Origin of the sequence: Pseudomonas sp. VI4.1 (genome assembly GCF_002029345.1) — a bacterium.
In the GTDB taxonomy this organism is placed as follows: domain Bacteria; phylum Pseudomonadota; class Gammaproteobacteria; order Pseudomonadales; family Pseudomonadaceae; genus Aquipseudomonas.
Genome location: NZ_MULM01000177.1, coordinates 123,276 through 136,522, shown reverse-complemented (window position 1 = coordinate 136,522; position 13,247 = coordinate 123,276). Strand labels below are relative to the sequence as shown.

The following is a 13,247-nucleotide window of genomic DNA, read 5'->3' as shown; positions in this document are numbered from 1 at the left end:
GTGCCGCCCCCCAATTATGCGGTCAACACTCTGTAGGAGCCGGCTTGCCGGCGAAGGCGCCCTCGAAATCGACTACAGACTCAGGGCCCGATTCGAGGCCTTGATGAACTCCTGCTTCAGCGCTTCAAAGCTGTGCACCGCCGGGAACTGTGGAAACTCGCGAATCACATTGTCCGGCGCATGGAACAGAATCCCTGCATCCGCCTCGCCCAGCATCGTGGTGTCGTTGTAGGAATCCCCCGCCGCAATCACCCGATAGTAGAGGCTTTTGAAGGCCAATACCGACTGGCGCTTGGGATCGCGCTGACGCAACTGATAGCTCGTCACCCGACCGGAGTCATCCGTGATCAGGCGATGGCAAAGCAGGGTCGGGAAGCCCAGTTGACGCATCAGCGGCTGGGAGAATTCGTAGAAGGTGTCCGACAGAATCACCACCTGAAACCGCTCACGCAGCCAGTCGACGAACTCGACGGCACCGTCCAGCGGCTTGAGCGTGGCGATCACTTCCTGGATGTCGGACAGCTTCAGGCCGTGCTCATCGAGGATCCGCAGGCGCTGCTTCATCAAAACGTCGTAGTCGGGGATGTCCCGGGTGGTGGCCCTGAGGGAGTCGATCCCGGTTTTTTCGGCAAAGGCGATCCAGATTTCCGGGACCAGCACACCTTCAAGATCCAGACAGGCAATTTCCACGAGACACTCCCATTTGTATTGATTATTGAGTCGAGCGAGCAAAAAGACTGCCGAACTCTAGCGACTCGGGCGGGCCTGCGCAACGCAGAGGGCGCACCAGCCGCTGCAGGATTTTGTTACCATTAGCCCCATATAGAGCGCCCAGCGCCACCGACCTGTAGGAAGCCGCCCTGATGAGCCCATCGTTCGATGTCGTGGAACTCGCCACGACCTATGCCAACAAATCCGCCCAGGACATCCTGAAACTCGCGTTCGCCGAGTTCGGCGATGACCTGTGGATATCTTTCAGCGGCGCCGAAGACGTGGTGCTGGTGGACATGGCCTGGAAGCTGAACAAAAACGTCAAGGTATTCAGCCTCGACACCGGCCGCCTGCACCCCGAGACCTACCGTTTCATCGATCAGGTGCGCGAGCACTACCAGATCGAGATCGAGCTGGTGTCACCGGACTACACGAAACTTGAACCCTTCGTGAAGGAAAAAGGCCTGTTCAGTTTCTATAAGGACGGCCATGGCGAATGCTGCGGCATCCGCAAGATCGAGCCGCTGCGTCGCAAGTTGTCCGGCGTGACGGCCTGGGCCACCGGCCAGCGTCGGGACCAGAGCCCGGGCACCCGCAGCGCCGTCGCGGTGATGGAAATCGACACCGCGTTTTCGACGCCGGAACGCACCCTGTACAAATTCAACCCGTTGGCACAGATGACCAGCGAAGAGATCTGGGGTTACATCCGCATGCTCGAGCTGCCGTACAACAGCCTGCACGAACGCGGCTTCATCAGCATTGGCTGCGAACCTTGCACCCGTCCGGTGCTGCCGAACCAGCACGAGCGTGAAGGCCGCTGGTGGTGGGAAGAAGCGACGCAGAAAGAATGCGGGCTGCATGCGGGGAATATCATCAGCAAGTCCAAGGCGTAATTCCTCGGCTTGATGCAATCCCCTGCAGGAGCGAGCTTGCTCCGGGCGGCGTTCCGACGATGAACCTGAGGAAGCAGCGGGGGTGTCAGGCTTGCCGCGTTATCGTTGACGACCATCGCGGGCAAGCCCGCTCCTACAGGTTCTGTGATGAGCCTGAAAAATGTGTACACACGAATGTCACCATAGGTGCCATTTGTGTGTGCACTTTTAGTTTCAACGCCCCAAAAAGTTACATCCTCCTTGCCTGACTTTCCCAGCGACCTTTCTCCCCAAACCCCGCCAATAAATAAATACCTGTTCGATCGGTCAATTTATATTTATTTATTTTCAGTTACTTAGCCAAACCAGATAACAAAACGGAATTAGCGCCCCAGTTGTTAGCTCGGCAACTGGCATAGATCTGGCTTTAGTGCATACATGTTTTGTATACAATCACAGCAAAACATAAACACACTTTAGATCCGCAAGCCTGAAGCGCCCTATCCCGTACAGGCTGCAGATGCCCCGTAATCAATGATGCTTACTGCCCGCGACGAAGATTTGTCGAGCCTTCGCTCATGCACAGTCATCGCGGCGCCAAGCTTCAGGAGCCTGCCGGAATGCGTACTAGCCTCTCCAATAACAACATCGCGCTGGATCTGCCCTCCTCTTACCCCGAACCCGCCACCCTCGATCAAAAGTTTCAAGCACCTGTAGTACTCAGCCCACGCCTGCACAACAAAGACCTCGCACCGACCAAGGCCGAAGGTCGGCGCTGGGGCCGCTACAGCATCTTTGCCCTGTGGACCAACGACGTTCACAACATCGCCAACTACTCCTTCGCCATCGGCCTGTATGCCTTGGGCCTGGGTGGCTGGCAGATTCTGCTGTCCCTGGGTATCGGTGCGGCACTGGTGTACGGCTTCATGAACCTGTCCGGTTACATGGGCCAGAAAACCGGCGTGCCGTTCCCGGTCATCAGCCGGATCAGTTTCGGTATTCACGGGGCGCAGATTCCTGCATTGATCCGCGCCATCATCGCCATCGCCTGGTTCGGGATTCAGACGTACCTGGCGTCCGTGGTCCTGCGCGTGCTGCTGACGGCGGTGCATCCCGGGTTTGCCGACTACGACCACGATTCGATTCTTGGCTTGTCGAGCCTGGGCTGGATATGTTTCGTGGCGATCTGGTTAGTACAACTGGCGATCCTCGCCTATGGCATGGAGATGGTGCGGCGCTACGAGGCATTTGCCGGACCGGTGATTTTGCTGACCGTCGCCTCTCTCGCCGGGTGGATGTACTTCCAGGCCGACGCAACCATCGCCTGGTCGATCCGCGAACCGCTGACCGGCGGCGAGATGTGGCGCAACATCTTTGCCGGCGGTGCACTGTGGCTGTCGATCTACGGCACGCTGATTCTGAATTTCTGTGACTTCGCCCGCTCTTCGCCGTGCCGCAAGACAATCAAGGTCGGCAATTTCTGGGGCTTGCCGGTGAATATCCTGGTGTTTGCCAGCATCACCGTCCTGCTCTGCGGTGCGCAATTCCAGATCAATGGCCGGATCATCGAAAGCCCGACCGAAATCATCGCCTCGATTCCCAACACTTTCTTCCTGGTGCTCGGCTGCCTGGCTTTCCTGATCGTGACCGTAGCGGTGAACATCATGGCCAACTTTGTCGCCCCGGCGTTCGTGCTCAGCAACCTGGCGCCCAAATACCTGACGTTCCGTCGCGCCGGGCTGATCAGTGCGACCATTGCCGTGCTGATCCTGCCCTGGAACCTCTACAACAGTCCGCTGGTGATCGTGTATTTCCTGTCCGGCCTCGGCGCCTTGCTCGGCCCGTTGTACGGGGTGATCATGGTCGACTACTGGCTTGTACGAAAAGCACAGGTCAATGTGCCGCAGCTGTACAGTGAAGATCCCAACGGCGCTTATTACTACAGCCGCGGGGTCAATCTGCGTGCCGTGGCGGCGTTCATTCCTGCAGCGCTGATCGCCATCGTCCTGGCGCTGGTGCCGGGTTTCCACAGCGTATCGCCCTTCTCCTGGCTGATTGGCGCGGGTATCGCCGCCATGCTCTACCTGATCATCACCAAACGGCAGCCGCACTACGCCGACGTCAGCGGCGAATCCATCGCGGTCGACAACGCCAGTCATTAATCCCGTGACGGCCCGGCGCTGCCGGGCCGCAGAACCATCCGTCATAAGGACTTTCCATGCGCATTCTCGTGGTCAACGTCAACACCACCGAATCCATCACCCAAGCGATCGCCCGCTCGGCGCAGTCCGTGGCCGCGCCCGGCACCGAAATCATCGGCCTGACGCCCTACTTCGGCGCCGAGTCCATCGAAGGCAACTTTGAAAGCTACCTGGCCGCCATCGCTGTGATGGATCGGGTACTGGCCTACGACCAGCCTTTCGACGCAGTGATCCAGGCCGGTTACGGCGAGCACGGTCGCGAGGGGTTACAGGAATTGCTCAACGTGCCGGTGGTGGATATCACCGATGCGGCCGCCAGCACCGCGATGTTCCTGGGCCATGCCTATTCGGTGGTCACGACGCTGGACCGCACCGTGCCGCTGATCGAGGATCGTCTCAAGCTGTCGGGGCTCTGGGACCGCTGTGCGTCAGTGCGCGCCAGTGGCTTGGCCGTGCTGGAGCTGGAGTCCGATCCAGAGCGCGCGCTGGAGGCCATTGTCCGTCAGGCGGAACTGGCGGTGCTTGAGGACAAGGCCGAGGTGATTTGCCTGGGATGCGGCGGCATGGCCGGGCTGGACGAGCAGATTCGTCAGCGTACGGGGGTGCCGGTGGTGGATGGCGTGACGGCGGCGGTGACGATTGCCGAATCGTTGGTGCGGCTGGGGCTGTCGACGTCGAAGGTGCGGACTTATGCGACACCGCGGCCGAAGAAAATTGTCGGTTGGCCGGGGCGGTTTGGCCGATAAACCGCGTTATCGTTCTTCGCGGGCAAGCCACGCTCCCACAGGGTTTTGTGTCGTTTACATGACCGTGGCAAGACACAAACCCTGTGGGAGCGGGCTTGCTCGCGATGGCCACACCTCGGTCCAGAGTCAGGCTCAAATCGCACTGAACCGCTGCCCCAACCCCCGCTCCGCAAACTGCTCGATAATGAAATCGACAAACGCCCGGGTCTTGCCCGGCAGCAGTTTGTGCTCAGCGTAATAGATAGAAATGTTGCCATCGTCGACATACCACTGCGGCAACACCCGCTGCAGAGTCCCGGCCTCCAGATAACCCACAGCGAACGGCATGCTCACCAGCGCGATGCCCAGGCCCTGGGCTGCAGTGGCGCAGGCAGCCTCGGAATCACTCATGGTCATCCGCGCCTTGAGCGTCAACGGACTGTGTTGTTGGGTGCGACTGGTCAACTGCCAGGAGCGCACGCGACCGGTTTGCGGCGATCGAATCAGGATCCCGTCATGATGCTGGAGATCATCGGGCTCGACGATAGCTCCACGCTGCGCCAGGTAGTCGCCTGACGCCACCAGCACCCGATGCGCCGGCGTCAGCTTGCGCGCCACCACGCCCTGAGGCAGTTCGAATCCCCCGCCAATGGCCGCGTCGAAGCCCTGGCGATCAGGTCGACTTGCCCGGTTATCGAAATGCCAGTCCGGGTTGATGGCCGGAAACCGTCGCAGAAACTCTCCGAGCAACGGCACGATGTACAAGCGTCCGAACACGGTGCCCATGCTGACTTTTAATGTGCCCGCCGGTCGACCTTCGGCGCTGGCCAGGTTGGCCACGGCATTCTGGATCGTCAGCAGGCTGGCGCTGACCTCGCCGAGAAACAGATGACCGGCTTCGGTCAATGTCAGGCTGCGGGTGCTGCGCTGGAACAGCCGCACCCCCAATCGAGCCTCGAGCTTGGCCACGCTCTTGCCCACCGCCGCCGGGGTCAGGCTCAAGCGCCGCGCGGCCTCGGCAAAGCTGCCGACCTCGGCGCTGCGCACGAAGCATTCGATACTGCTGAAGGTTTCCATAACAGCCACTATAAACTTCTGGTTTACACAGACTATCGCAATTACCGTCTACACAGCCGGTAATCCTGAATCGATACTAGGCTCCATCAACCGAGACACCTCGCCTCGGGACTTGGAGATCGATATGACTACTCACAACCTCAGCGGCAAAGTGGCGTTGATTCAAGGCGGTTCCCGCGGTATCGGCGCAGCCATCGTCAAACGCCTGGCCGCTGAAGGCGCGACGGTCGCCTTCACCTACGTCAGCTCGACGGCCAAGGCCGAAGAATTGCAGGACAGCATCACCGCCAAGGGTGGCAAGGCCTTGGCCATCAAGGCTGACAGTGCCGACGCCGAAGCCATTCGCAACGCCGTCGCCGCCACGGTCGAAGCCTTCGGTCGCCTGGACATCCTGGTCAACAACGCGGGTGTATTGGCGGTCGCACCGCTGGAAGACTTCACACTCGAAGACTTCGACCAGACCCTGGCGATCAACGTGCGCAGCGTATTCATCGCCACCCAGGCCGCCGCACGGCACATGACCGAAGGCGGTCGCATCATCAACATCGGCAGCACCAACGCCGAGCGCATGCCCTTTGCTGGCGGCGGGCCATACGCCATGAGCAAATCGGCGCTGGTCGGCCTGACCAAAGGCCTGTCTCGCGATCTTGGCCCACGGGGCATCACCATCAACAACGTGCAACCCGGTCCCGTCGACACCGACATGAACCCGGCCAGCGGCGACTTCGCCGAGAGCCTGATACCGTTGATGGCGGTAGGCCGTTATGGCCAAGTGGAAGAAATCGCCAGTTTCGTCGCCTACCTGGTGGGCCCCGAGGCCGGCTACATCACCGGGGCCAGCCTGACCATCGACGGTGGTTTCGGCGCCTGACACCGCTCAGTCAACCGCAGCCCTCTGTAGGAGACCGGCTTGCCGGCGAAGGCAATCTGTCAGTCGACATCAATGTTGACTAACACTCCGTCTTCGCCAGCAAGCCGGTCTCGCTCCTACATTTCCCCCATCAAGCCCAGTCGAGATGCGGCAAACCACAGGCACTCGGATTGAACGCCTTCAGCGTACGAAGAATGCCATCGGCGTGTGCGTACTTTTCGTCGGCCATTGCCGCATCCGGAATCGCAATCGCCGTCATCCCTGCCGCTTTGGCCGCCGTGACACCAAACGGCGAATCTTCGAACACCAGGCAGTCCCCGGGCAATACACCCAGGCGGCGCGCAGCGGTGAGGAAAATATCCGGTGCCGGTTTGGCCGCGCCGACTTCCGGATCGTCAGCGGTGACGATGAAGTCGAACAATGCAAACCAGTCTTGGTGCAAGGTGGTTTTCTGGCCAAACGACTGACGCGAGGAACTGGTGCCCACTGCGATCGGAATGTTGTTGGCCTTCAGATGCCGAACCAGTTCCTGGGCGCCCGGCATCGCCAGCGCCGCTGGAAAACGCTCGCGCATCAGCGGTTCACGGATCTGCAGAAACTCTTCGGCCGTAATCGGCAGGTCCAGCGCCTCGACCACATACCGCGCCAGATCACCCGCGCCACGGCCGATGATGTTCTGTTTGACGCTCCAGTCGAAGGTCCGCCCGTAACGCCCGGCAATGATGGAGGTGACTTCGGTGTAGATGCCCTCGGTGTCCAGCAGCAAGCCGTCCATATCGAAAATCACGGCCTTTATCGGGCCGAATTCATTCAGCGCTGCATTCATCGCATCTGATCCGTTTTCAATGACATCCCGGAGAATCAGGCAACGCCCGGTCCGTGATTGATTAAAGGGTTCAGCAGCATAACGAGCGCGGCCGGCATAGAGCAACGGCAACATGCCCGACGAATGCAAAAACCTGTGCTGGAGGATGACCGCGATTCAGCGATCACTCACCCGACAACACGCCGGCCACCGTCGAGGCTGTCAATTTTGACCTGATCAAGGTGCGACTCCTTTAAAAGTTGCTCACCTGATTTCTGGCAGCCTGCGCGTTTTAACGGTGCCGCTTGATTGACCGGCGGCGAGGACGTGCGTCAACTCGGCTCGTTGGAGCCGTCGTTACCGGCAATGTCCGGATCATCAGGTGCAGCTTCGACATCAGTGTCAGTGCGCCGCACATCATCGTTGGGCACTTGTTCCACGCCCGCGTCGTCATCCGGCGGGCGCTGGTCGCGGGGAAGCGGGTCGGTTGGAGAAGGCAGCGGGTATTCAGGCGTGTCGTCGATATCGGAATCTTTGGGGTCAGCGTTCATGAAACACCTCTCAGGGGGCCTGAAACACCTCTCAGGGGGCCTGAAACCAGGTCCTGAACTTTAGATGACAGAACATCGGCCACCGTTCGATCAGGCGGACGACCGGTCAGCCGGGTCACCGGAGCCGGATCATTGTTCGTCTTCGTCTTCATCCTCTTCTTCATATTCAGTATTGCCCACGTCGCCGGCGTCATCGGAATCGTTGAGCGGCACCGTCGCGTCATCCATCAGGGAGCCAGGGTCTTCATTGCCGGGATCGTTGATGAACGGGAGCCCGCTTGGGCCTTTTTCTTCCTTGCCTTCGGTTTCAGGCGTCATGGCAGTCCTCGCAACAATCAGGGAGTGTATGAAGTTCGAGGCGGCCGCCAGACAATCGTTCCGCTACAGGGCCACAGATACGACAAACCCGGCGCCAGGCCGGGTTTGCGCGTTGATTGCGGGTCGAATCAGTGATTTTTGTTCTTGTTCCTGTGCTTATTCTTGTGCTTGTGCTTATGGCCGTTGCCGGAATGGGAACTGCCGCTGTCGGTCCCCAGGTTATTACCCACCGCACCACCCGCCGCACCGCCCAGGCCTGCGCCGATGGTCGAGCCGGTCGAACCACCGAGACTGTTACCAATTACCGAGCCGCCAGCCGAGCCCAAACCGCCGCCAATGGCCGCTTCGGTCCGACTGCCTTTGGGGGCACCTACCGCACTGCCTGCCGCGCCGCCGACGCCGGCACCAATCGCCGCCCCCGTGCTGCCGCCCATTTGCTGGCCGACCACGTTACCCAGCGCACCGCCAATACCACCACCTACGGCAGCCGTGCCGTCACCGGCAGCCATTGCTCCTTGAGCGACTAAAAGTCCCAGAACGACTGTGGACAATGTCAAACGCATGATATGAACCTCTGATTCCGTATCGGGGGGGGAAGAACGCACTACGGATGGGCGAGAGTCTAGCACCCGCGCCCGCTGAATCCGGTCAGCGATAAATGTTGGACCGCTGGCGAATCGAAGAGTAAGGGCACAGAAACATCCAGATACTAAAAGCCCGGCATTCAAGCCGGGCTCAGAAGCGATCGCGCAGGATCAGTGACGCTTGTGACCCTTGGCCAGGTTGCTGCCCACGCCGCCGCCCAATGCACCGCCCAGGCCCGCGCCGATGGTCGAACCGGTCTTGCCGCCCAGGCTGTTGCCGATCACCGAACCGCCCGCCGCGCCGACACCACCGCCAATGGCGGCCTTGGTCCGGCTGCCTTTGCGTGCGGCCACCGCACTGCCCGCTGCGCCGGCCACACCGGCACCAATCGCCGCGCCGGTGCTGCCGCCCATGTTCTGGCCGACCACATTACCCAGCGCACCACCCAGGCCGCCACCCAGCGCGGCAGTGCCATCGCCGGCCGCCATTGCACCTTGAGCAACCAAAAGTCCCAGAACCAGAGCAGGCAGAGTCAAACGCATAACGAGAACCTCAAAAAAGGGGGAACCGAAAGGTCGGTCATTGAATACTTTTGAGGAGGCAACGACCCGGATAAACGGTCACAACCTCACTATCAGCGACGGTTTGACAGCGTTTTCGGGAAAGGTTTTATGACAGGCAAAAAAAAGCCCGCTGGGGAAACGGGCTGGAGTATTGCTTTCTAACGGATGAGCTGAGACTACGTCGATGGGTGTGAAAAGTTTGTGAAAGATTTCGTGGAAAACACTTTCCGGCAATTATTTATCCGACGCCTGAAAAACCCCGCTCGATGACGGGGTTGGCGGGTGCGTTACTTCCTGGACAGTGCCGCTACCTTGGGTAAAAATTTCGCCTTCGGCCCAGGGCGCGCCATGGATTTCATCTTGTCGTTGCGGGTCTGGTCTTCGCCGAAGCCCGCGACATAATCGATCTGCCCACATCGCACGCAGTTGTTGATCGGAAACTCTGCGCCGTCGTCTTCGATATACGGATCAGCCATATCTTCGCCCCTCTCAAAAACGGGATCGACACCGGCAAGCCCTTTTGCCTGATAAATATCGATCGCCAAGGCGTTTCAGACTAGCCGGTCATTACTGGACTTGTAATTCAGATCACCCCGTCCCCGACGAATGGCCGGCGCAAACTCGCTTCAGCTTGACCGCCGTGCCGGTCACAAATACCACCACCATCACGCCCTTCCCGGCCGGCATGATGATCTCGTCATCCAGTCCCGCCACCGCATCCGCCTGCAGCGCCCGCGCGAAAAAAAGCCCAGCATTTGGCTGGGCTTGGAAATTCTCAACGTTAATCTTCAGGGGTGTTTTTCCGCTGAAGAACTCGCCCTTTTGATCGCTTCTGCCTTCTCAATAACATCCCGTTGAGAAGCAATGGCTTTGCTGATCACAGTGTTATAGACATCCCGCCTGGTATCAGCAGATGCCTTCGTGAAGAAGTCGGTCAAGGGACTGGATGCCCCGTCGTTAGCTACGCTCATACACTTGAACTCCGGATAAAAGCTCTACAAGCTCGAATTGATCATAGGGGTCGGGAATCAGAGCGTCAATCTGCTCCACGCTGACACCCCGTTCAAAAAATGAAGCCGTACCATCGTTATTCTTGATAATCAGGTCCACGTAAAATCGTTCGCCGTAACATCTCCGAAGCTCGACTACATTCCTCCTCGCGGCAAGATACTGCGCGACAAAAGTATCCAATGGGATGTTGCGTCCTTCCGTAATCTCTCTGGCTTGAACAAACTGCCAAGCAAGCCTCGGCTCCTGATAAACGTAAATAACCTGTGCAATTCGTTGGCTAGCCAAAACTCTACTTATGTTTCGCTTCGCAACGTCGATGCTCGCTAGCGTTCCATCGAGCAGAAACGAAATCCGCTTTTCAAAGACCCTGTCCAAAACGCGTTCCAGTATTTTCGTCACGGCGCGGTGATACAGATAAGAATTTTCACCTGAGTACCCCGGAATCAAGCATCTATAGTCATCAGGATCAATTCGTAAGATTTTCTTTGCCGTACACCCCGCAACACCCTGCTCAAGCATCTCCACCAAACCTTTTGATATCTCGGTTTTCCCTGCCCCTGGCGAGCCAGCCATGAACACGGTCAGTGGAGACGCTTCCGAAGGAAATGCATCGGTATCAGCAATTGTCCTCGCTAACCTCGCGCGGTTTGTTTTGGCGAACTCAAACGCCTCCTCTTCTACGGCTTTTTCTTCGGGAGTCATTTTCAGTGCTCGGTTCATTCGCAGTTTCAGCGTGTTCCCGGCCGTCTAGCAGTGGACTTGACTATCAGTCTTCCCGGATATCTTGAGTGTCAGTGCTTTGAGCATGAACCAAAGAAGGGATGAAGAAATAGTCGGCGGGACACTTAAACTGACCTGCAAACGGCGACAATGAAAGCCAGCACATTCCGAATAGCATGTAGGAATCGGCTACAGCATGCAGAACCTACAAATGGATTTACGGCAGTGACCGGTAAACAACTTGCCCAACAGCGGTCTGTCGCTTGGCACGCATCCCCCGTCAATGCAACCTGGACAGATACTGAGCCAACGCTTCAAACGCCGGCAACGTCACCGGATCATTGGCCGAATTAGCGGCAACCGGATGGGACGCATAACGAACGATCACCATCTCGGCCTTCGGGTCGACATATATACGCTGCCCATGCACTCCCCGCGCCATGAAGGCGCCGCCTTCCTTGTTCGTCACCCACCACATCGAGCGGTAGCTCCAGCCCTTGAGCAAGTCATAACCGGCCTTGGCAAATGCCTGCTTGTCGCTGCCATGGCGGATGTCGTCCACCACCGCTTTGGGCACGATCTGCTGACCGTTGAACGCGCCATCATTGCGCAACATCTCGCCAAACCGAGCCAGGTCGCGCAAGCCGGTGTTCAAGCCGCCGCCGGCAAACGGGGTGCCGATGGAGTCCACCGTGAAATAGGCATCCTGCTCCGCCCCCAGCCGACTCCAGATCCGCTCGGACAGCAACTGCGCGACGTTACGACCGGTCACTCGAGCGATGACCCAGCCCAATACGTCGGAGTTGACGGTTTTGTAGGCGAACGCGCTGCCATGCTCGCCTTGCAGCTGCACCGTCTGCAAAAACTCGTAGTAGCTTCGCGGTCCCGTGTAGTCCTTTGGCTTGGGCAAGGGACTGCCGGCTTTGGCATGGGCCCAGACTTCGGCGTTCGGGTCGGCGTAGTCCTCGCTGTATTTGAGTGCAGTCGTCATATCCAGAACCTGACGCACCGTGGCACTGCCAAACGCCGAGTTCGCCAGTTCGGGGACGTAGTCGGCGACGTGCTTATCCGCGTCGATTCGCCCTTCAGCCACCAACATCGCCCCTAACGTGCCGACCACGGACTTGGTCACCGACATCGCCGCATGCTGGCCTTCAGGCTTCAGCACGCCAAAGTAACGTTCGTAGACCACCTTGCCGCGATGCATCACCACAATCCCGTCGGTGTAGGTGGCCGCAAGGGATTGCTCCCACGTCATCGATGCCTTTGCGCCGAGCGGGACGAAGCCGAGGGCGTCGATGTCGCTGCGCAACGCCGATTGCAGGGGAACCGGGGCGCCAAGTCCTCGCGAGACGTTGATGGTCGGCATGAGTTGGCGGAAGTTCGACACACTCCAGCGCATCGCCGGGAACTGGTAATAGCTGCCATCCTCGAAGCGCAGGGTGCGATCGGCGGGCGGTGGGGAGCCCATCATCCAACCTAGTGTCGCCGGGTCGCTGGCGGCGGCGTCGGGGAAGGTTGTGGGAGTGGATGCGGTGCTGAGGGATGACAGGAAGGCCGTCAATACGGCTGTGATGGACACCGCCAGGCGGCGGGAGGAGATGCGGGGGTGAGACATGGTGTCGATTCCATTCGAGGGAATCGGGCAGTTTAACAGGTGGACGCAGAGGCTGAAGGTAGGCCTTGCGAAGGAGACGCAGCCAAAATCTACATGCAACTCTCGTCGTGGCCTTTATGCTCGTACTCCCACCCCTTGCACGCTAGCCCGACATGTTTGGGTATCAATGCTTTGCCATTGCTGTAAGCGGTGATGGTTCGGCGAGTAAAGCCCAACTCAACCTTGCCGAACAGCTTCAAGTCTTTCAGCGGCTTGAGCACGGGAAAGGTCTTGATGTGTTCGGTAACATCAACGGTATGCCGTTTGCCGTTATTCCACTCGATATCAAGGGCATGTTTGCCGGCAACTGGTTGCACAGCAGAAATGCGAAGCTTGCTGGTCATTAGTCAGTTTCTCCGGTTTTGCTCAGGTAGCCATAAAGCAATGCCAGAGAAATTTTTTTTCCTAGCACAACCTACGTTTTTTCAGCTATGTCCCCGGTCCATAAAAGTCGCCAAAAATCATAAAACCCCTGACTTCACTTTAACCCAACGCGCTCTTATCGAAGGGGCGCTGAACGTGGCCGGACACCAAGCACTTGCCCTTAAAATACAAAACGCCCGATGCAGTGCATCGGGCG

General features: G+C 58.7%; 16 protein-coding genes. 5 read left to right on the top strand and 11 right to left on the bottom strand.

Annotated elements, in window-relative coordinates:
- Positions 1–72 precede the first annotated feature (72 nt).
- Positions 73–690, bottom strand: coding sequence for a bifunctional phosphoserine phosphatase/homoserine phosphotransferase ThrH (thrH, locus tag BZ163_RS26835; RefSeq protein WP_128873406.1), 618 nt, complete (start codon positions 688–690; stop codon positions 73–75).
- 173 nt (positions 691–863) lie between these two features.
- On the opposite strand from thrH, the gene BZ163_RS26830 reads away from it, so the two are divergent.
- The 3 genes from BZ163_RS26830 (at position 864) to BZ163_RS26820 (ending at position 4,530) form a co-directional block, all read left to right on the top strand.
- Positions 864–1,604, top strand: a complete 741-nt coding sequence (locus tag BZ163_RS26830; RefSeq protein WP_128873405.1) for a phosphoadenylyl-sulfate reductase — start codon at positions 864–866, stop codon at positions 1,602–1,604.
- Positions 1,605–2,203: 599 nt separating this feature from the next.
- Positions 2,204–3,745 carry an NCS1 family nucleobase:cation symporter-1 gene (locus tag BZ163_RS26825; protein WP_128873404.1) on the top strand — a complete coding sequence of 514 codons (1,542 nt, stop codon included), beginning with the start codon at positions 2,204–2,206 and terminating at the stop codon, positions 3,743–3,745.
- Positions 3,746–3,801: 56 nt separating this feature from the next.
- Entirely contained in the window at positions 3,802–4,530 is a 729-nt protein-coding gene (locus BZ163_RS26820; protein WP_128873402.1) for an aspartate/glutamate racemase family protein, read from the top strand.
- 132 nt (positions 4,531–4,662) lie between these two features.
- On the opposite strand, the gene BZ163_RS26815 is transcribed toward BZ163_RS26820, so the two are convergent.
- Positions 4,663–5,586, bottom strand: a complete 924-nt coding sequence (locus BZ163_RS26815; protein WP_128873413.1) for a LysR family transcriptional regulator — start codon at positions 5,584–5,586, stop codon at positions 4,663–4,665.
- 124 nt (positions 5,587–5,710) lie between these two features.
- Between BZ163_RS26815 and BZ163_RS26810 the strand changes: the two genes are divergently transcribed.
- A complete protein-coding gene (locus BZ163_RS26810) occupies positions 5,711–6,457 on the top strand; it encodes a 3-oxoacyl-ACP reductase family protein (protein ID WP_128873401.1) in 747 nt (248 codons plus the stop codon).
- 130 nt (positions 6,458–6,587) lie between these two features.
- Here BZ163_RS26810 and BZ163_RS26805 read toward each other — a convergent pair whose 3' ends face one another.
- The 6 genes from BZ163_RS26805 to BZ163_RS26780 form a co-directional block, all read right to left on the bottom strand.
- On the bottom strand, positions 6,588–7,283 hold the full coding sequence (locus tag BZ163_RS26805; protein WP_128873400.1) for an HAD-IA family hydrolase: 696 nt from the start codon (positions 7,281–7,283) through the stop codon (positions 6,588–6,590).
- Between the two features lie 311 nt (positions 7,284–7,594).
- Positions 7,595–7,813: a hypothetical protein gene (locus tag BZ163_RS26800; protein ID WP_128873399.1), complete on the bottom strand. Its 219-nt coding sequence runs from the start codon at positions 7,811–7,813 to the stop codon at positions 7,595–7,597.
- A gap of 129 nt (positions 7,814–7,942) precedes the next feature.
- Positions 7,943–8,131, bottom strand: a complete 189-nt coding sequence (locus BZ163_RS26795; RefSeq protein WP_128873398.1) for a hypothetical protein — start codon at positions 8,129–8,131, stop codon at positions 7,943–7,945.
- 128 nt (positions 8,132–8,259) lie between these two features.
- Positions 8,260–8,694, bottom strand: a complete 435-nt coding sequence (locus BZ163_RS26790) for a glycine zipper domain-containing protein (RefSeq protein WP_128873397.1) — start codon at positions 8,692–8,694, stop codon at positions 8,260–8,262.
- A gap of 192 nt (positions 8,695–8,886) precedes the next feature.
- Positions 8,887–9,258 carry a bacteriocin gene (locus tag BZ163_RS26785; protein ID WP_128873396.1) on the bottom strand — a complete coding sequence of 124 codons (372 nt, stop codon included), beginning with the start codon at positions 9,256–9,258 and terminating at the stop codon, positions 8,887–8,889.
- Positions 9,259–9,566: 308 nt separating this feature from the next.
- Positions 9,567–9,755 (bottom strand): hypothetical protein, encoded by a 189-nt coding sequence (locus tag BZ163_RS26780; RefSeq protein ID WP_128873412.1) that lies wholly within the window; start codon positions 9,753–9,755, stop codon positions 9,567–9,569.
- Positions 9,756–9,885: 130 nt separating this feature from the next.
- On the opposite strand from BZ163_RS26780, the gene BZ163_RS34960 reads away from it, so the two are divergent.
- Positions 9,886–10,137 carry a hypothetical protein gene (locus tag BZ163_RS34960; RefSeq protein WP_168187412.1) on the top strand — a complete coding sequence of 84 codons (252 nt, stop codon included), beginning with the start codon at positions 9,886–9,888 and terminating at the stop codon, positions 10,135–10,137.
- Positions 10,138–10,236: 99 nt separating this feature from the next.
- Here BZ163_RS34960 and BZ163_RS26770 read toward each other — a convergent pair whose 3' ends face one another.
- From BZ163_RS26770 to BZ163_RS26760, 3 genes are all read right to left on the bottom strand, one after another.
- Positions 10,237–10,992 (bottom strand): zeta toxin family protein, encoded by a 756-nt coding sequence (locus BZ163_RS26770; protein ID WP_128873394.1) that lies wholly within the window; start codon positions 10,990–10,992, stop codon positions 10,237–10,239.
- A 298-nt stretch (positions 10,993–11,290) separates the two neighbouring features.
- Entirely contained in the window at positions 11,291–12,628 is a 1,338-nt protein-coding gene (locus BZ163_RS26765; protein WP_128873393.1) for a serine hydrolase, read from the bottom strand.
- Positions 12,629–12,717: 89 nt separating this feature from the next.
- Positions 12,718–13,011: a DUF2442 domain-containing protein gene (locus BZ163_RS26760; RefSeq protein ID WP_128873392.1), complete on the bottom strand. Its 294-nt coding sequence runs from the start codon at positions 13,009–13,011 to the stop codon at positions 12,718–12,720.
- Between the last annotated feature and the right edge of the window lie 236 nt (positions 13,012–13,247).